The 17,631-nt window shown below is 73.3% G+C and carries 17 protein-coding genes; 7 read left to right on the plus strand and 10 right to left on the minus strand.

Annotation, left to right across the window (positions count from 1 at the left end; translation table 11 throughout):
- On the minus strand, positions 1 to 530 hold a 530-nt coding region (locus AB4039_RS37605), incomplete at its 3' end, for a hypothetical protein (RefSeq protein WP_442272870.1).
- A gap of 280 nt (positions 531 to 810) precedes the next feature.
- Positions 811 to 1,920: a M20 family metallopeptidase gene (locus tag AB4039_RS37610; protein WP_266844863.1), complete on the minus strand. Its 1,110-nt coding sequence runs from the start codon at positions 1,918 to 1,920 to the stop codon at positions 811 to 813.
- A 182-nt stretch (positions 1,921 to 2,102) separates the two neighbouring features.
- On the opposite strand from AB4039_RS37610, the gene AB4039_RS37615 reads away from it, so the two are divergent.
- Positions 2,103 to 3,977 carry a protein kinase domain-containing protein gene (locus AB4039_RS37615; RefSeq protein WP_266844864.1) on the plus strand — a complete coding sequence of 625 codons (1,875 nt, stop codon included), beginning with the start codon at positions 2,103 to 2,105 and terminating at the stop codon, positions 3,975 to 3,977.
- 293 nt (positions 3,978 to 4,270) lie between these two features.
- On the opposite strand, the gene AB4039_RS37620 is transcribed toward AB4039_RS37615, so the two are convergent.
- From AB4039_RS37620 to AB4039_RS37635, 4 genes are read right to left on the minus strand one after another with little or no spacing between them, the layout of a single operon-like run.
- Positions 4,271 to 5,842: an amidase gene (locus AB4039_RS37620; RefSeq protein ID WP_266844866.1), complete on the minus strand. Its 1,572-nt coding sequence runs from the start codon at positions 5,840 to 5,842 to the stop codon at positions 4,271 to 4,273.
- The gene (locus tag AB4039_RS37625; protein ID WP_442272871.1) at positions 5,839 to 7,056 is read right to left on the minus strand and encodes an MAB_1171c family putative transporter; all 1,218 of its coding nucleotides are present in this window, start codon (positions 7,054 to 7,056) and stop codon (positions 5,839 to 5,841) included. The genes AB4039_RS37620 and AB4039_RS37625 overlap by 4 nt, the downstream gene beginning before the upstream one ends.
- A gap of 14 nt (positions 7,057 to 7,070) precedes the next feature.
- Positions 7,071 to 7,619 (minus strand): hypothetical protein, encoded by a 549-nt coding sequence (locus AB4039_RS37630; protein WP_266844870.1) that lies wholly within the window; start codon positions 7,617 to 7,619, stop codon positions 7,071 to 7,073.
- Between the two features lie 36 nt (positions 7,620 to 7,655).
- The gene (locus tag AB4039_RS37635; protein WP_266844871.1) at positions 7,656 to 8,144 is read right to left on the minus strand and encodes a helix-turn-helix domain-containing protein; all 489 of its coding nucleotides are present in this window, start codon (positions 8,142 to 8,144) and stop codon (positions 7,656 to 7,658) included.
- 141 nt (positions 8,145 to 8,285) lie between these two features.
- On the opposite strand from AB4039_RS37635, the gene melC1 reads away from it, so the two are divergent.
- Genes melC1 through AB4039_RS37650 form a run of 3 tightly spaced genes read left to right on the plus strand, consistent with a single transcriptional unit; the run spans position 8,286 to position 10,092 of the window.
- Complete coding sequence (melC1, locus tag AB4039_RS37640; protein WP_442272872.1) at positions 8,286 to 8,705, plus strand: apotyrosinase chaperone MelC1; 420 nt, start codon at positions 8,286 to 8,288, stop codon at positions 8,703 to 8,705.
- Positions 8,702 to 9,529: a tyrosinase MelC2 gene (melC2, locus tag AB4039_RS37645; RefSeq protein ID WP_266844874.1), complete on the plus strand. Its 828-nt coding sequence runs from the start codon at positions 8,702 to 8,704 to the stop codon at positions 9,527 to 9,529. The genes melC1 and melC2 overlap by 4 nt, the downstream gene beginning before the upstream one ends.
- Positions 9,530 to 9,585: 56 nt before the next feature.
- Positions 9,586 to 10,092 carry a hypothetical protein gene (locus tag AB4039_RS37650; protein WP_442272873.1) on the plus strand — a complete coding sequence of 169 codons (507 nt, stop codon included), beginning with the start codon at positions 9,586 to 9,588 and terminating at the stop codon, positions 10,090 to 10,092.
- Between the two features lie 13 nt (positions 10,093 to 10,105).
- Here the strand turns inward: AB4039_RS37650 and AB4039_RS37655 are convergent, their stop codons facing one another.
- Together AB4039_RS37655 and AB4039_RS37660 are read right to left on the minus strand one after the other, a co-directional pair.
- Positions 10,106 to 10,738: a VanZ family protein gene (locus AB4039_RS37655; RefSeq protein WP_442272874.1), complete on the minus strand. Its 633-nt coding sequence runs from the start codon at positions 10,736 to 10,738 to the stop codon at positions 10,106 to 10,108.
- 370 nt (positions 10,739 to 11,108) lie between these two features.
- Complete coding sequence (locus AB4039_RS37660; RefSeq protein WP_266844877.1) at positions 11,109 to 12,092, minus strand: ArsR family transcriptional regulator; 984 nt, start codon at positions 12,090 to 12,092, stop codon at positions 11,109 to 11,111.
- 56 nt (positions 12,093 to 12,148) lie between these two features.
- On the opposite strand from AB4039_RS37660, the gene AB4039_RS37665 reads away from it, so the two are divergent.
- On the plus strand, positions 12,149 to 13,450 hold the full coding sequence (locus AB4039_RS37665; protein ID WP_442272875.1) for an MFS transporter: 1,302 nt from the start codon (positions 12,149 to 12,151) through the stop codon (positions 13,448 to 13,450).
- A gap of 54 nt (positions 13,451 to 13,504) precedes the next feature.
- Here AB4039_RS37665 and glpK read toward each other — a convergent pair whose 3' ends face one another.
- Both glpK and AB4039_RS37675 read right to left on the minus strand, forming a co-directional pair.
- Positions 13,505 to 15,022, minus strand: a complete 1,518-nt coding sequence (gene glpK / locus AB4039_RS37670) for a glycerol kinase GlpK (protein WP_266844878.1) — start codon at positions 15,020 to 15,022, stop codon at positions 13,505 to 13,507.
- Positions 15,023 to 15,108: 86 nt separating this feature from the next.
- A complete protein-coding gene (locus AB4039_RS37675; protein ID WP_442272876.1) occupies positions 15,109 to 15,954 on the minus strand; it encodes an MIP/aquaporin family protein in 846 nt (281 codons plus the stop codon).
- A gap of 278 nt (positions 15,955 to 16,232) precedes the next feature.
- On the opposite strand from AB4039_RS37675, the gene AB4039_RS37680 reads away from it, so the two are divergent.
- Positions 16,233 to 16,799 carry a TetR/AcrR family transcriptional regulator gene (locus tag AB4039_RS37680; RefSeq protein WP_266844881.1) on the plus strand — a complete coding sequence of 189 codons (567 nt, stop codon included), beginning with the start codon at positions 16,233 to 16,235 and terminating at the stop codon, positions 16,797 to 16,799.
- A gap of 103 nt (positions 16,800 to 16,902) precedes the next feature.
- A complete protein-coding gene (locus tag AB4039_RS37685; RefSeq protein WP_266844882.1) occupies positions 16,903 to 17,379 on the plus strand; it encodes an SRPBCC family protein in 477 nt (158 codons plus the stop codon).
- Positions 17,380 to 17,631 lie beyond the last annotated feature (252 nt).

The following is a 17,631-nucleotide window of genomic DNA, read 5'->3' on the forward strand; positions in this document are numbered from 1 at the left end:
CCGCCGCGCTGGGGGCGGCGGCCGCCGCGCTGGGGGCGGCGGCGCGGAACGGCCTCCGGGGCCGCCTCCGGAGAGGAGAACCCGCCGGCCACGGCCACGCGCGCCGGGGCGGTTTCGGCCGAGGGCTGCGTCCGCGGTGCGGGCGCCTGGCCCTGGGCCCGCCCGAGGACGGTGATGTGATGGATGAGGCGTGCGCAGGCCTGGCAGATTTCGGCGAGCGTCCAGACCTGCCCCACGGCCGGGTTGTGGATGAGGACCAGCAGGGGCGATCCGGTGCAGGACGCCCGGCTGTCCTCGTGGTAGGAACAGTCGGCCGCGCGGCAGGCACACGCGGCGTTCGGCCGTACGGTGGCCAGCCGGGCGTGCGCCCTGATGTGCTCGGCGGCGAAACGCCGCATGGCCACGGTGTCCTTGGAACGGGGCGGCATACGGCACGCCCCGGTGCTGCAGGTGACGGAGACGGTGTGGTCCGCGTGGCCGGTCAGGCGGACCGTCCAGGTCCGTCCGGCGACGCGCGATGCGGGCAACATGGTCATAGGGAAACCGTTCGTTCACGAAATGCGGTGGTGTGTGCCCTGGTCGGCGGTCTCAGGTGCGGGGCAGGGGATCCGACGCGGCGGGCTCGGCGGGCTCGGCGCGTTGGCGGCGAGCGCGTGTCGAGGTGGCTGTCGCACGTCGTGCGGGGGCACGGGCCGTAGACGGCCTACTGATGTTTTCGCACGTGGGCGGTGGGCTGTCAACGGAGCGACCCCACATCGGCGCAGCGGGCGTCACCCGCCGGGCCGTGTCCGGCGCCCGGAGGTGGCGCGCTCACGCCTCCCGGGAGGCGCGGATCGCCTCGACCAGCCCCGTGACGAGGTGGGCGCGCGGCACCATCGCGTCGACCATGAGGTATTCGTGATCGGCGTGGGCGCCGCCGCCGACCGCCCCCAGCCCGTCGAGGGTGGGTACGCCCAGGGCCGCCGTGAAGTTGCCGTCGCTGCCGCCGCCGACGGCCTTGCCCTCGATGCCCGGCCGGAGGCGCCGGGCCACCTCGAAGAGTTCCGCCGAGGCCGATTCCGGCATCGGGGGCCGGCCCACGGCGCCCCGGACCGAGATCCGCGCCTCGTCCAGGTGCGGAACCAGCGCGGCGAACGCCGACTCGATCCGCTCCTTCTCCGCGTCCGACTCGACCCGTACGTCGACGATCACGGTCGCCTCCGCCGGAACCACGTTGTCCAGGGTCCCGGCCGAGGCCACGGTCGGCGTCACGGTCGTCCCGGCCTCCGGCCGGTTCAGCGCGGCGATGTCCAGTACCTGGTGGGCCGCCTCGACCAGGGCGTTCACCCCGGCCGCGGGCTCCAGCCCGGCGTGCGAGGCCCGGCCGGTGATGGACACCTGGAAGGTGCCGCACCCCTTGCGGCCCGTCTTGAGCCCGCCGCCGTCGGCCGCGCCCTCGAACACCAGCACCGCACCGCAGGCGCGGGCCCGCTCCTCGATCAGCGCGCGGGAGGATCCGGAACCGACCTCTTCGTCGGCGGTCACCAGGATCTCCACGCCCGACAGGTCGTCCAGCGCGGCCAGTCCGTGCACGGCCTGCACCAGTCCGCCGAGCATGTCGAAGACGCCGGGGCCCGTCACGCGCCCGTCCGCCACGCGGAACGGCCGCCGCTCCAGCGTGCCCAGCGGGAACACCGTGTCGTGGTGGCCGAGGATCAGCACCCGGGGATCGCCGCCGCCGGACCAGTGCACGTGCGGCCCGGCCTCGCTCTCCACCAGGACGGCCCGCCCGCCCAGGCGGCCCTCGATGACCTCCGCCACCGTCTTGGCCGACGCGCCCAGGGCGTCGAGATCACGCGACGGTGACTCGACCTCGACCAGCGTCCGCAAGTCGTCGAGCATCGAGTCGACCCGCACGTCGACGCTCTTGTGCATCCTCATGCTCCAAGGATACGTGGCGCGCCCCGGCCGCGCGGACCTGCCCCCGACGGGTGTCGCGGCGCCGGCGACCCGTGCCGCGCGTCCGCGGGGGCCCTCGCAAGTGCGCTCCCCCACACCCTCGTTGGTGCTCGCGGGGCATCGGGTAGCTTTCTGGCAACTGATTCCGATGCTACGGGGCTGACGTGTTGGAGCTGAGGGGGAGCGGGGCCGAGCCGCTGGAGGCGGAGGACCCGCGTCGGATCGGCGCGATCGCGCTGGCGGGACGGCTCGGGGCCGGCGGGATGGGGCGGGTGTACCTCGGGGTCCACGAGGGCCGGTACGTCGCCGTCAAACAACTGCTGGCCTCCGTGGTCGGGGAGGACGCGGACTTCCTGCGCCGTTTCGGGCACGAACTCGACAACCTGGCCCGGCTGCCCGCAGGTGCCACCGCGCCGCTGCTCGCGAGCGACCGCGACGCCCGGCCGCCGTGGTTCGCGACCTCGTACGTGCCCGGCCTCACCCTGCGGGAGGCCGTCGGGCTGAACGGGGGCCCGCTGCCCGCAACGGCGCTGTGGGCGCTGCTGCGGGAGGCGGCGGCGGGCCTCGCGGCCGTGCACGCGCTGGACATGGTGCACCGGGACGTGAAGCCGTCGAACGTCATGCTGACCCTCGACGGGCTGACCCTCATCGACTTCGGCGTGGCCCGGGCGGCCGAGCAGAGCCAGCTGACCAGGACCGGCATGGTCGTGGGCACGCCCGCCTACATGGCTCCCGAGCAGGCCTCGGGCAAGCGGGCGGTGAGCGGCGCCACCGACGTGTTCGCGCTCGGTTCCGTCCTCGCCTACGCGGCCTCCGGGCGGCCGCCGTTCGGTGAGGAGTCGGGGCACGGTGTGCTGTACCGCATCGTGCACGAGGAACCGGACCTGGAGCCGTTGCGGGAGGTGGATCCGGACCTCGCCGAGCTGGTCGCCTCCTGCCTCGACAAGGATCCCGAGGGCCGGCCCACGGCCGCCGGACTCCTCGAACGCGCCACGCGGCACTCGCCGGGCGACGGACCTCCGTGGCCGGGAACGATCGCCGAGCGGCTGGCCGAGCGGGCCGCCTTCGCCGCCCGGGTACAGGAACTCGATGTACCGACGCTGCCGCTGTCCGGCAAAGGACCCGAGCCGGAGCCGGAGGTGAGGACGGAGCCGGAGAAGGCGCCCGGCCCGGAGGCCGCCCCGGAGGTCACCCCGGGGGCCGGTTCGCGGCCGGAACGTCCCGGTCGGCGCCGCCGTGCCCGCGTGTTCCTCGCCGTCCTGCCCGTCGTGGTGGTCGCGGGCGGGACGACCCTCGCGATCCAGCACCTTCCGTACTCCACCTCACCGCAGGCCAAGGCGGGGAGCACTCCGCTCCCCTCCCTGTCGGCCCCGGCCGGTGCGGCGCCGTCGGCGTCGGGCTCCGGTCCGTCGGGTACGGCGTCGCCCGGGCCCTCCGGATCCCCCGGAGCCTCGCCCGGCCCGGACGGCGGGGTGGGCGTGACACCCCCCGGTACGGGCGCACCTCCGGCCGGGGGCGGCGCGGGACCCGGCCCCGGCGCCGGGGGCAACGCCGGCGGCCAGAACGGATCGGGAGGTTCCGGGAACGGCGGGAACGCGGGCGGGAGCGGCACCGCGCGTCCCCCCGGCGGCGGCGCCTCCACGGCACCCGAGGTCCCGCCGGCACCGCCTGCGGCCCCGTCCGGTACGGGCCGCTACCGCAACGGCGACGACGGCACCTGCGTCACCCAGGTCTTCGGCGCTTCGAGCGCCGGGGACTGCGCCGACGCGACGGCCCGCTGGACGGTCCGCGGCAGGGGCGACGGCAGCTTCAAGCTGGCCAACCAGCAGTCCGGCCAGTGCCTGTACTCCAACGGTCTCAACCAGGCCGTCTTCGTCGGCGACTGCGCCCAGGACATCGGGCGCGTGTGGCGGTCCGGTGCGGACGGCAGCCTGCGGGCCGACCTCGGCGGCGGCTGCCTCGACCTGGGCATGACCAGCGGTCTGGTGACCTCCACCTGCGCCGGACACGCCTCGCAGCGCTGGACGAAACAGTCCTGACGGGGCGTGGCCCGGCCCGGTCCACGGCCGTCGGTGCGGCCGGCGGCACGGTTCGTGGAACCGACGCAGGGGACTGCCTCCCGGCATCGGGACGCGGGGTACTAGGATGATGAACGTAGGGCCCGGATACCGTATCCCCCGTCGGTATCCGGGCCCTTCATGTCTTGGCGGGGCCGTCGGCCCGGCGGAAGGCAGTACGGAGGGGCCCCGGGAGAACCCGGGGCCCCTCCGTCGTGCGGGCTCGTCCCGCCCCACCCCCGTGGGGGCAGAACGAGCCCGGTCTCGGGGCCCGCTCAGCCGGTGAAGGCGGGCGGACGCACGGGATCGGGGAGCCGGCGGGCCAACTGCCCGGCGAGGGCGACGACCGTGCGGTCGGCCAGGTAGGGGCCGATGATCTGCACGGCGAGCGGCAGCCCCTCCGCGGTCCGGCCCGCGGGCATGACCAGGGCCGGGAGCGAGACGTGGCCGGCCAGGTTCAGCCAGGCCGTCTGGTCGAAGTACGGGCGCTTCACGCCGTCGACGGTGATGTACCGGCCCGGGACGGGAGTGTCCGTCTGGTCGTCCACGGCGGCCGTCGGTGCGGCCGGGGTGATCAGGACGTCGTGGGTGGCGAAGTAGTCGGCCCAGCGGCCGCGCAGCTCCTCGCGTTCCTCGTTCGCGCGCAGCCAGTCCCGGTGCCGCATGGTCCGCGAGTGGAGGAAGAGCCCTCGGGGGTCGTCGGCGGGGATCTTGTCGGCGGCCTCGACGTCCTCGGTGAATCCGGCGTCGGGGGCGGTGGCGCTCGCCGTCGCGTACATGAGGCGCTGGAACAGCCGGTCGCTGCCGGCGAGGTCCACCGGCCGGGCCGTGTGGTCGACGGTGGCCCCGGCGGACCGCAGGAGTGCGGCGACCCGTTCCAGGAGCCCCCGGGTGTCCGCGTCGACGTGACAGTACGGGTCGTCCTGCCACACGCCGACGCGGTACTCCGCGAGACGGCTCCGCCGCGGCGCCGGGAGGTCGATCCGCCAGGCCGCGGCGTCGGCCGGGGAGGGGGCGGCGAGGACGTCGAGGAGGAGGTCCAGGTCCTCGGCGTCGCGCGCGATCGGCCCGAGGGTGAGCATGTCGGAGCTGGTGAGCCAGCCGGGCGGGCGCGGGATGTGCCCGCGGGTGGGGACGATCCCACCGCTGGGCCGCAGCGCGTACACGCCGCAGTAGGCGGCCGGGAGGCGGAGCGAGCCCGCGAGGTCGGAGCCGACTTCGAGGCTGGTCAGGCCCGCGGCGACGGCGGCGGCCGGCCCGCCGGAGGACCCGCCCGCGGTCTTCGTGGCGTCGTGGGGGTTGCGGGTCCTGCCGAAGAGGGGGTTGGAGGTCTGCAGGTCCTGGCACATCACGGGGACGTTCGTCTTGCCGACGATGACGGCGCCGGCGGCGCGCAGGCGCGCCACGGTGTCGGCGTCCCGGCCGGGGACGTGGTCGGAGAGGTCCGGGGAGCCGCAGGTGGTGCGGAGCCCCTTGGTCTCCAGGGCGTCCTTGAGGGTGATGGGCAGGCCGTGGAGGGCGCCGAGCGGTTCGCCGGTCGCGGCGAGGTGACGGTCGGCCGCGTCGGCCGCCGCGCGGGCTCCGTCGGCGTCGAGGGTGACGACGGCGCCCAGGGCGGGGTTGGTCCGGTCGATGTGCGCCAGGGTCTGCTCCAGCAGGGCCCGGCTGGTGACGGTGCGCCGGCGCAGCGCGCCGAGCTGTTCGTGGGCGGGCGCGAGGTGCAGGTCAGCGCGCGGGGGGCGGGCGGCGCCGCCGGCGCGGTTGCGCGCGGCCGCGGGTGTGGTGGCCATGGCCGCCGCCGCGGCGACGGCCGTGCAGGCGACGATCAGGGTGCGGCGGAGGATCACGAGCGGGCTCCTGAGGTGATGCCGCGGGAGGCGTCGCGGCGCTCGGGCGTGGGCGGGGTGAAGTAGGAGGCGACGCGCTGGAGGTGGAGCAGCTCGTCCTCGGTGGTGGCGAGGGGCAGCGCGGCGTCGGCGTACTCGGCGGGTGTGGCTACGGGGTCGTCGGCCCGGTGGCGGACGAGGGCGGCGTGGATCTGGTCGGCGGTGACGGCCGCGACGAGTTCGGCGCCGGTGAGGCCTTCGGCGCGGCGGCGGCCCTCGGCGTGTTCCCGGGCCGTCGGGTCGAGGTAGCGGCGCATCAGTTTCTGGCCCTGGCGGATCTCGACGCGGCGGCGCAGCAGGGGGAAGTGGGCGCTGCGGCCCCGCAGGACGTCCTGGCGCTGGCGGGCGGGGCGGCGCAGGGTGATGCCGGGGTCGGCCCGGTCGAGTGCGGTCCAGAGGGGGGCCAGGCGTCGGTAGCGCAGGTGTGCGGTGCTCCAGCCGAGGGCGCTGGTGGCGCGCCGGGCGACGGTGGGGATGAGGTAGCCGATCTGGGTGAGGGTGGCTCCGATGTCCCCGCAGGCCCAGGCGAATCCGTTGAGCCCGTTGACGCTGAATCCGGTGTCGGCCCCGACGACGGCGGCGAGGCGGATGCCGCTGTAGCCGAGGGTGATGACCGCGCCGATGGCGACGAGGCGCAGGCTGAAGGCGATGGAGCGGTCGGTGGCGGTGCGCGCGTACTTCCAGCAGGAACGCGCCAGGTAGATCTCGGCGGCGCTGTACATGCCGAAGTAGAGGAGGACGTACGCCTGGAAGACCGGGTCGTGGGCGTAGTAGAGGGAGAAGTCGGTGGGCCGGGTGGTGGCCGGGGTGAGCAGGGCGAACAGCACGGCCATGGTGGCGATGACGGCCCCTGCGGCGAGGAGCAGGTGGCGGCTGCGGCGGCGGGCCCCGTCGAGCGGCTTGGACCAGTGGGCCAGGACGGTGGCCTGGAGCGCGAGGACGAGCATGACGCAGCCCTGGGCGATCGGCACGACGATGTTGGGGACGCCGAGGAGGCCGTCGATCCGCACCCAGACGGGGGTGAGGGAGACGGCGTAGCTGAGCGCGGAGAAGCCGTAGGTGAAGGCCAGGGCGACGAGCGCGGGGTCGCGGCGGCTCCCCCGCAGGTCGCGGAAGAGGATCAGGAAGCCCGTACCGGCGATGGCCAGGCACAGGGGGTGAAGTACGTCTTTCACGGGTCCCTCTTCGGTCAGCGCAGCAGCGTGCGGGCTATGGGGTCGGCTTCCGGGGTCTCCGCGACGCGTACGGGGGTGGAGAGGCGCTCCTGCAGGAGGGAACCGAGCAGTTCGGCTTCGAACTCCTGCGGCTCGTTGTAGCGGGTCCGGCCGAGGACGAGTTGGACGGTGGCGGGGTCGATGTCGGTGATGAGTCCGCCGAGGTTGCCCGCGGCGAGGGGGGTGTCCCCGCGGTGGCGTCCCAGCATGTGGCCGAACTCGTGGCCGACGATGATCTCGGCGTGGGCGCGGCTGATGGCCGTGTCGTAGAAGACGTAGTCCGTGTCGCCTGTGGCGAGCCACAGGCCGCACGGGGCGGAGGCGTCGAGCGAGTCGGGGTCGGCCGGGTCCGAGGCGAACGGCATGAGCTTGATCGAGCGGTCGAAGCGCTCTTCCATGAACGGGACGAGGTCCAGGACGCTGTCGACCGCGGGAAGGTCGAGACCGGCCACGAACGCGCGGTTGCGGCGCTCGACCTCGTCGGCCTCGCGGTCGGCCGCGCGCTTACGACGCCTGGGCCACATGGGGCTTCCCCTTCCCGTCCGGGCGGCGGACGCTGGTCACGGCAGGTCCCTTTCGGGATCGGCGGGCAGACCTTCCTCTTTCCGTACGGCTTCGAGGGCCGCCARCACCTTGCGCTGGCCGGCGGCGGAGACGCCCATCGCGCGCARGGCGATCTGCTCGACTCCGTTCTCCTTCAGTCTGCGCAGGATCTCGAACTGGGTGGTGATCCTGCGGGTGACCTCGTCCTCGACGAAGTAGGAGGCCTCCACGCCGAAGAAGCGCGCGAGCAGGGGCACCATGGTGATGGTGGGGGTCCGCTTGCCCGCGCGCAGGTAGCTGATGTGGGAGCGGGTGTAACTGTCCTCGCCGTAGGAGGAGATGGTGCGGGCCACGTGGGCGTTGGTGTACTCCTCCGCTCCCGGTGGGCGCACCCGGTCGAAGAGGAAGTTGAGGCGGTCGCTGAAGGGGGCCCCGGGGCCCGGAACCGGGACCCGGCCCGATCGCGTCGCGCCCGGTCCGTCGGGACCGGCGTCTGAGTCCACCACTGCGTACCGCTCCCTTTCCTCAGGCGTAACTATAGTTGACGCCCTTTGCGCGTAACTATAGTTGACGATCCGGGGGCCGGGTCTGCGCAGGGGTGCCGCTCGGACGCTCACGGGCTTCTGATACTTCTACAAGCCATGGACATGATCACTCGAAGACAAGCCTTCGGCATCGCCGTCGGCGCGGCCGCAGCCGTGGGGCTGACGGCCTGCGACAAGGGGGGCTCCGGCTCCGCCTCGGCGAGCGCCTCCCCGAACGCCAAGGCCTCCGGCTCGGCGCTCTCCATACCCACCGGCGGCATCGACGAGGTCTACGAGGGCCGCCGCATCCAGATCACCCTCGACCCGGGCGCCCACCACGACGGCCAGCACATGCCGGGACTGCCGACCATCAAGATCGACGGCAAAGAGCTGCACCTCATGCGCAACGCCGACAACAGCTGGGTCACCGTGGTCAACCACTACGAGACCTTCGCCGATCCCATCTCGGCCGCCAAGGCCGCCGTACGCGACCTCCAGGGCGCGAACCTGATCCCCTTCACCCCGAAGGGAGAGGCCCTGTGACCGTCCGCAAGAGCCAGTCGAAGCTGACCGCCGAGGAGAAGCGCGCCTTCACCAACGCGCTCCTCGAACTCAAGCGCACCGGCGTCTACGACCGCTACGTGAACGCCCACAACGCCTTCCTGATGAGCGACAGCGACTTCGGCGACCGGGTCGGCCACCGCGCCCCCTCGTTCCTCCCCTGGCACCGCCGCTTCCTGCTCGACTTCGAGTCGGCCCTGCAGAAGGTGGACCCGAAGGTCTCGCTGCCGTACTGGGACTGGACCGTGGACCGCACGGCGTCCTCCTCCCTGTGGGCCGCCGACTTCCTCGGCGGCACCAACCGGGCCCGCGACGGGCAGGTGCTCGACGGGCCCTTCGCGTACGCGGGGGGCAAGTGGGCCATCACGGTCGGCGTGGACGCGCGCACGTACCTGCGGCGCAGCCTCGGCGCGGGCGGCGCCCAGCTGCCGACCAAGGACGAGGTCAACTCCGTGCTCGCCATGCCGACGTACGACTCGGCGCCCTGGAACAGCACCTCGGGCGGGTTCCGCAACCACCTGGAGGGCTGGCGCGGCCCGGGTCTGCACAACAAGGTGCACGTGTGGGTGGGCGGGCACATGGCCAGCGCGGCGTCGCCCAACGACCCGGTGTTCTGGATGCACCACGCCTTCATCGACATGCTGTGGTCCGAGTGGCAGCGCCGGAACCCCAAGTCCGCGTACCTGCCCGCCGCACCCACGGCGAACGTGGTGGACTTCCACGGCAAGCTGCGGCCGTGGAACGACGTGACCCCGGCGGACCTGATGGACCACCGCAAGTTCTACACCTTCGACACCGAGCGGTAGTGCACGGCGGGGCGCCGGCGTGGTGTTGATCACGCCGCGCCCCGGTGTGGGCCTGGGTGCCCAAGCAGTACAAGGAGAAGAAGTACGAGAACAGCGCGTTCCCGGTGCTGACGGCGCTGCCGGGCGCCTCCGGCTATCCGACGAACCACTGGTTCGGGGCCGACTTCAAACTCCAGGAGCGCATCGCGCAGCAGGTCGAGGCGGGCAAGTCGCTGCCGTTCATCGTGATGATGCCGGTCCTGAACGCCAAGCTGGACCAGTACTGGGACGGCAGCGACATCCCCGGGCAGCCGAAGATGGGCACCTGGATGTCCGACGACGTACCGGACCTGGCGCGCGAGAAGAACGGCCCGAAGGTCCACATCTCCTTCCTGCTCGGCGACAAGGAGGAGGGGGCGAAGACGAAGGCCTTCAAGGAGAAGATCGGCAAGCGCCCCGTCGAGACGGACCTGCACATCGTCCCCAACGCCGGGCACGACGGCTACAAGTACGCCGACGGCCTGTTCCAGGGACCCCTGGAACGGATCAGCAAGCGCATGATCGGGCCGGTTCCCGGCGCCTGACCCCGCTCGGCCCTCAGGGCTCGCCGTCACCCGTCGCGGACGGGGGCGGCAGCGCGGGCGCCGCGGGGCCGCGACGGGGCCGGCGCTGCCACCAGTGGCGGCGGCGCGGGTGGACCGCGCGGCTCGCGCGGCGGCCGAGGAGGAGATAGCCGAGGAGCGCGCCACCGGTGTTGAGGATGACGTCGTCGACGTCGAAGGCCCGCCCCGTCACCAGCGCGCCCTGGATGAGCTCCACGAGGGTCATCACGACGGCGGTCGGGAACGCCACGCGCAGCAGACCGCGGGTCTGCGGCAGGAGGACGGGCAGGAGCACCCCGAACGGGACGCCGAGCAGGAGGTTTCCGCCGAGCTGCTCGGCGGCCTCCCGGAGCGGCGCGCCGTCGAGGTAGGCCCTGATCGACGCGCCCGGATGGACGTTGCCCTGCACGAGGCCTGCCGACGCCGCGGACGGTTCGAGGGTGACGCGGGCCAGTGCGATGCCGAACAGGACGGTTCCGGCGAACGCGGCGAGCATCGCCAGGGCGCGGACGAGCGGACGGGCGGGCGGGGGCTGCGACGACGGCGGCGGGGTGGCGGCCTTCCGCGCTCCGCGGCGCCAGGCGTGGCCCCATTTCGCGGCGGTGGCGGCCTTCTTCGGCACGTCCACGGGTCCACTCCCTCCGGGCCGTTGCGGTTCCGGCGGGGCGGCTGCCCCGGGACCGCGCGTGTACCCCGTCGCGGAGCATCCACGCGCTCCGCCCGCCAACACGACGCCACCCCGCACATCGTCGAAGCCGATGCGGGGAGCCCGGCGTTCCAGGCGGGCCCCGCCGTGGTCGTCCGGCTCGCCGCCGAACCTCTGGCCTGACGGCACGCGGGGAGGAGGGGTACGTCGTGGACGTGAGGCGCGGGGTCGGCCGGCGTGAGCATCTGGCGGAGGCCGCGCGTGCCGGAAGGTCGGTACGACCTCCGCCAGGCCTTCCCCCCGCTGCCCGCACGGCCGCTGATACCCCGGAGGGCAACAGGCACCCCGGGGTTCAGGGGCCGCCGCCGGTCAGCTGATCGCCCAGGGGGCTGCGGCGGTACAGGACGTGCCGTCCGTCGCGTGCCCGGGTCACGAGTCCGGTCGCGTACAGCACCCGCAAGTGCTGTGACACCGCACTCGGGGTGACCCCGGTGCGGCGGGCGATCTCGACCGTGGGGAGCGGGGCTTCGAGCAGAGCCAGCAACCGGGTCCGGGACGCGCCGAGCAGGGACACGAGGGCGGAAGGGTCGGGGAGGGGCTCCGGGGCCCACAGGGTCGCCAGCCCGCGGCTGGGGTACGCCATCATGGGCGCCTCGTCCGCGCCGACCGGGGGTGCGGGTTTGTGCGCGAACACGGACGGTACGAGCAACAGCCCCCGCCCGCAGGCCCGGGCGTGATACCGGCTGACCATCTGACCGATGTGCAGCACGCCGTCGTGCCAGCGCAGGTTCGGGTGCATGTCGGCGAACAGCAGGCGGGCGCCCCCCACGGCCAGTTGCCGCGCGCGATAGGTCATGTCGGCCTCCAGCAGCAGCCGCATCCGCGGCCACACCGGCTCGACGGCGACCTCCCAGTACCGCCGCAGGAGGTCGCACAGGGCGTCGCGGAGCGCGAGGACGGATGCGTCGTCGGCGGAGCGGGCGGCGCGCAGCTCGTCGGGGAGCGGGTCCGGGGCGTGCGTGGCCAGCAGGTCGCGCCGGACCGTGGCGGGGGCGGTCCGGCCCACGACGGCCAGTTCGTCCTCCAAGGCCGGCTCGAAGCACGCGGGACGCGGCGTGAGGAAGTCGGGCAGGGTGCGCCGCGACGCGACCAGCGACATCAGCAGGCCGGTGTCGAGCCCGCCGAGCCGGCCGAGGACGGTCCGGCGCCACGGGAGGTGCAGCGCGGACAGTCCCGGGTCGCGCAGCACCCGGAGGCTGAGCACGGTCTCGTGCAGCGGTGAGACCGCGAACCGCGTGTCCGCCAGGTCCTCGACGCCCAGTTCGTAGCTGATCATCAAGCCATACGCTACATCGATTGGCGCGGAGCGTCCCGTGCCGTGGACTTCCCCGCATGACACCTCCGACTCCCGCAGGGGAACCGGCGATCGTCACCGAGGGGGCCGCCGTGCGGCGGCCCCCGGGTGACGGGACCACCCTGGGTCCCCGCACGGTGCTGCTCCTGGCCCTGACCTGCGCCGTCGGCGTGGGCAACGTCTACTTCCCGCAGGCGATCACCCCGCTCGTCGCCGCCGGGCTCGGCACGACGCCCGACGCCGCGACGCTGGTGGTGACGGCCACGCAGATCGGCTACACGGCCGGCATCCTCCTGCTGGTGCCGCTCGGCGACCGGATCCCGTACCGGCCCTTCCTCGTCGCCCTGCTCCTCCTCGCGGGGCTCGGCCTCCTCGCCGCGGGCTGCGCCCCCGCCCTGCCGGCCCTCGTCGCGGCCGCCGCGTGCGTCGGCGTCACCACGGTGGCCGCCCAGCTGATCGCCCCGCTGGCCGCGGGGATGGTGGCCCCCGACCGCCGGGGGGCCGTGATGGGCACCCTGCTGAGCGGGTCGATCGGCGGGATGCTGCTGGCCCGTACGTTCAGCGGCACGCTCGGCGAACGGCTGGGCTGGCGTGCCCCGTACCTGGTGGCGGCGGTCGTGGTGCTGCTGCTCGCGGTCGTCCTCGCCCGCGCCCTGCCGGTCACCGCCCCGCCGCCGCCCCGGCCGTACCCGTCGCTTCTGGCGGAGTCCCTGCGCCTGTGGCGCACCGAGCCGCAGCTGCGCCGTTCCTGCCTCTACCAGGCGACCGTCTTCGGTGGTTTCTCCGCCGTCTGGACCTGTCTGGCCCTCCTCCTCGCCGGCCCCGCCTACGGTCTGGGCGGGCAGGCGGTGGGAATGCTCGCCCTGGTCGGGGCGGTCACCATGTTCTGCACTCCGCTCGCAGGGCGTCTGGTGGACCGCAGGGGGCCCGATCCCGTGAACCTGGTCTGCGTGCTCGGGGTGCTCGTCGCGGCCGCGGTCCTCGCCGTCGGCGCCCGGGGCGGGACGGTGGGGACGGCCGCGCTGGTCGCGGGCACGCTGCTGCTGGACATCGCGATGCAGTGCGGTACGGTCGCCAACCAGGCCCGGGTCTTCGCCCTGCGCCCCGACGCCCGCAGCAGGCTCAACACCGCGTACATGACCTGCGCGTACCTGGGCGGCAGCGCGGGCTCGTGGGCCGGGGTGCGGGTCCACGACCGGGCCGGCTGGCCGGGCGTGTGCGCGCTCGTGGCCCTCCTCGCCTCCCTCGCCCTCGCCCGCCACCTGGTGGCGCTGTACGGGCGCCCGCCCGGGGCGGGCGCCCGTGGGGTACGGGTGCCGGGGGCCGGCGGACGGGGATGATGTCGGGGGCGTCGGCCGGACCGGCGGTCGCGGCCGACGCCCGGTCCCCCGCGGCTATTCGACGGTCGCCCAGTCCAGGGTCCGCGCCACCGCCTTCTTCCAGCCCTCGTAGCCTTCGGCCCGCTTCTCCTCGGACCACTGGGGCTCCCACCGCTTGGACTCCTGCCAGTGCGTGCGGAGCTCGTCCGTGTCCTGCCAGAATCCGGTGGCCAGTCCGGCCGCGTACGCGGCGCCGAGGGCGGTGGTCTCGGCGACGACGGGGCGGCTGACGGGTACCCCGAGGACGTCCGCCTGGATCTGCATGCACAGGTCGTTGGCCGTGACTCCGCCGTCGACCTTGAGTACGTCCAGGTGTACCCCGGAGTCCTGTTCCATGGCCTCCACGACGTCGCGGCTCTGGTAGCAGATGGCTTCCAGGGTGGCGCGCGCCAGGTGCCCGCTGTCGTTGTAGCGGGCGAGGCCGACGATGGCGCCGCGGGCGTCGGAGCGCCAGTAGGGCGCGAACAGGCCCGAGAAGGCCGGCACGAAGTACATGCCGCCGTTGTCCTCGACCGTACGGGCCAGGCGCTCGCTCTCCGCGGCATCGGTGATGATCTTCATCTGGTCGCGCAGCCACTGCACGGCCGAGCCGGTGACGGCGATGGAGCCCTCCAGCGCGTACACCGCGGGCTCGTCGCCGAAGCGGTAGGCCACGGTGGTGAGCAGGCCGTGCTGGGAGCGGACCACCTCGTTGCCCGTGTTGAGCACGAGGAAGTTGCCGGTGCCGTAGGTGTTCTTGGCCTCACCGGGCGCGTAGCAGACCTGCCCGACGGTGGCCGCCTGCTGGTCGCCGAGCACGCCCGTGATCGGGATCGCCGCCCGCAGGGGGCGGGAGCTGCGTGTGACGCCGAAGGCGGTGGGGTGCGAGGAGGAGTGGATGGCGGGGAGCATCGCGCGCGGGATCCCGAAGAAGCCGAGGAGTTCGTCGTCCCAGTCCAGGCTCTCCAGGTCCATCAGCATGGTCCGGCTGGCGTTGGTGACGTCGGTGGCGTGGATGCCTCCGTCGGGGCCCCCGGTGAGGTTCCACAGGACCCAGCAGTCGGTGTTGCCGAAGAGCGCGTGTCCTTGCTCGGCGGCCTCGCGGACGCCGTCCACGTTCTCCAGGATCCACTGGATCTTCCCGCCGGAGAAGTAGGTGGCCGGTGGCAGCCCGGCCTTGCGCCGGATGACGTCGCCCTGGCCCGAGCGGTCGAGCGCTGCCGCGATCGAGTCGGTGCGGGTGTCCTGCCAGACGATGGCGTTGTAGTACGGGCGGCCGCTGCGGGGGTCCCAGACGACGGTCGTCTCGCGCTGGTTGGTGATGCCGATGGCCGCCAGGTCGGCCGGGGAGAGGTTGCCGTGCCGGAGCGCGTTCTGCATCACCGAGTTGGTGCGCTCCCATATCTCCACCGGATCGTGCTCGACCCACCCCGACCTGGGAAGGATCTGCGCGTGCTCCAGCTGGTGCTTCGCGACCTCGTTGCCCGCATGATCGAAGATCATGAAACGGGTGCTCGTGGTGCCTTGGTCCACTGCGCCGACGAAGTCCGCCATGATGATGCCGCCTCTCTTCGGGGGAGAGCCCGTCCCGCGGCGGGCCGGTGTCGCCGCCCCGCCGCCGGATGACGCAGGGCTGTGGGTCAGGGCTCGGGGGTCGGGACCCGGCCCGTGGGCTCGGGCTCGGCGGTCGGCAGGAACCGGCCGACGAAGAGCTTGTACACGCCCGCGCCGAGCAGGCCTCCGATCAGCGGGCCGATGATGGGCACCCAGAAGTAGAAGTTCCCGTACTGATCTCGCCAGGCCCCTCTGTAGCCCGTGAGGAAGCTGGCGAGCCGCGGACCGAAGTCACGGGCCGGGTTGATCGCGTACCCCGCGTTCGTGCCCCAGGCCATGCCGATCGCGACGACGATGAGGCCGACGATGAACGGCGCCAGGTTGGCACCGGGCGGGGTGCCGAGCAGGTCCGTGACCGCGAAGATCAGCAGCAGCAGGATCGCCGTGCCGATGATCTGGTCCCGTAGCGCGCCCCATTCGGTGACCGGCAGGTTCGGGTTGCCGTTCGCCGGGAGCGTGGAGAAGACGCCCTGCGACTTGATGGTGTGGCCGGGGTCGTACGTGCCGAGCGCCTCGGTGTAGTTCCACCGCACGATGAGGGCGGCCACGAACGCGCCGGCCGTCTGCGCCACCACGTAGGGCGCCACCCGGCTCCACGGGAATCCCTTGAACGCAGCCAGCGCCACCGTGACCGCGGGGTTGAGGTGGGCACCGCTCAGGCGTGCCGCGAGGTACACGCCGAGGGTGACGCCGAGGCCCCAGGCCCACGCGATGCTGTCGTGGTTGCCGAGGCCGCCGGGCGGGGTGGTGAGTCCGCCGCCCGCGACCACTTGGGCCACGACGCCGCAGCCGAAGAGGATGAGGACCATCGTGCCGGCGAATTCGGCGGACACTTCGCCCACCAGCCCCGATGCCTTGAGACGATCAACCATGTGAGCCTGCTTCCCGCCGGCGGAGACCGGCTGTCACATCGGCCCGTCGGTGCCGCCGCCAGCCGCGGCGCCCCGGCGGTCGGTCGCTCGTGCGGAGCCTCGGCGCCCGTCGTGGCGCACGCTGAGTGCGCGGGGACGGACGACGGGGAAAATCTCCGCACATGCCGCATACCCGGTTGTATCGATCTAATCACTTGATCAGTGCGGCTGCTCCTTGTGGCCCTCCGCCGGCATCACAGGGGTTGACACCCGAAAAGTGTGAGTGATTGAGTACTCACATGCAACCGGAACGCCAACGCCAGCTGTCCACCGCGGAGGAACGCCGCGAGACGGTGCTGCGCACCGCCATCGGAGCGTTCGCCGCGCGCGGATACTTCGGCACCACGACCACGGAAGTCGCCAAGGCCGCCGGGATCTCGCAGGCGTACGTCTACCGCCTCTTCCCCAACAAGGAGGCCCTGTTCGTGGCCGTGGTGGAGCACTGCTTCGTACGGGTGCGGGCCAGCCTGGAGGCCGGCGCGGCCGGTGCGCGCGGCAGCTCGCCGGAGGCCGTGCTCTCCGCGATGGGCGACGCGTACGCCCATCTGATCAGCGACAAGGATCTGATGCTGGTCCAGCTGCACGCCCAGGCCGCCGCGGTCTCCGAGCCCGCCGTCCGCGAGGCCGTGCGGGCCGGTTACGCCCGCACGGTCGAGTACGTGCGCGGGGCCTCCGGCGGCGACGACCGCCAGGTCCAGGAGTTCTTCGCCGTCGGGACGCTCTGCCACCTGGTCGTGTCGATGGACGCCGGGGCGGTCGACGCGCCCTGGACCCGCACCCTGACGGCCGGGATCCGGCACTACTGACAGCCCGCTCCCCCGGACGGCGGCCCGCCTGAAGCCGGGGCGCCGTCCTCGCGGCGCAAAGAGTGAGTGGTTAACCACACATAAAGAAGGAGCGTCACCCGTCATGAGCACCGAGCGCACCGAGCAGACCGAGCACACCCCGTGCCTCACGATCGACGAGAGCGCGCCGGCCGTCGTACGGCTGTCGACCACCGTCAACGCCCCGCTCGACACCGTCTGGCGGCTGCACACCGACATCGACGCCTGGCCCGACTGGAACCCGGACGTCACCCGGGCCGCACTGGACGGCCCCCTCACCCCCGGCGCCACCTTCCGCTGGCTCACCCACGGCCTCGACATCACCTCCACCGTCCTGCAGTTGGTCCCCGGCGGGCGGATCGTCTGGGGCGGCCCGGCCCAGGGGATCGACGGCGTGCACGTGTGGACCTTCGAGGAGGCGGACGGCGCCGTCACGGTCCGCACCGAGGAGTCCTGGTCGGGGGCGCCCGTGGAAGCCTCGCCGGAGCTGCTGCAACAGGCGCTCCACGACTCCCTCGTGCAGTGGCTCGCCCGGCTGAAGGAGCGGGCCGAGCGCGCGTGACCGCACCCGGCCCACCTGCCCCACCCGGCCCGCCCGGCACGCCACCCCGCGCCGTAGCCCGCTCCGTACTGCCACCCCACCGTCGAGATCCGAGGTCCTCACCATGACCATGACCAGCAAGCCCTACCTGACCGGCCACTACACCCCCGTCGCCGACGAGGTCACCGCCACCGGCCTCACCGTCGAGGGAACCCTGCCGCCCGAGCTGACCGGCCGCCTGATCCGCAACGGCCACAACCCCAAGCCCGGGAT

The organism is Streptomyces sp. M-16, from assembly GCF_052114405.1.
GTDB lineage: Bacteria > Actinomycetota > Actinomycetes > Streptomycetales > Streptomycetaceae > Streptomyces.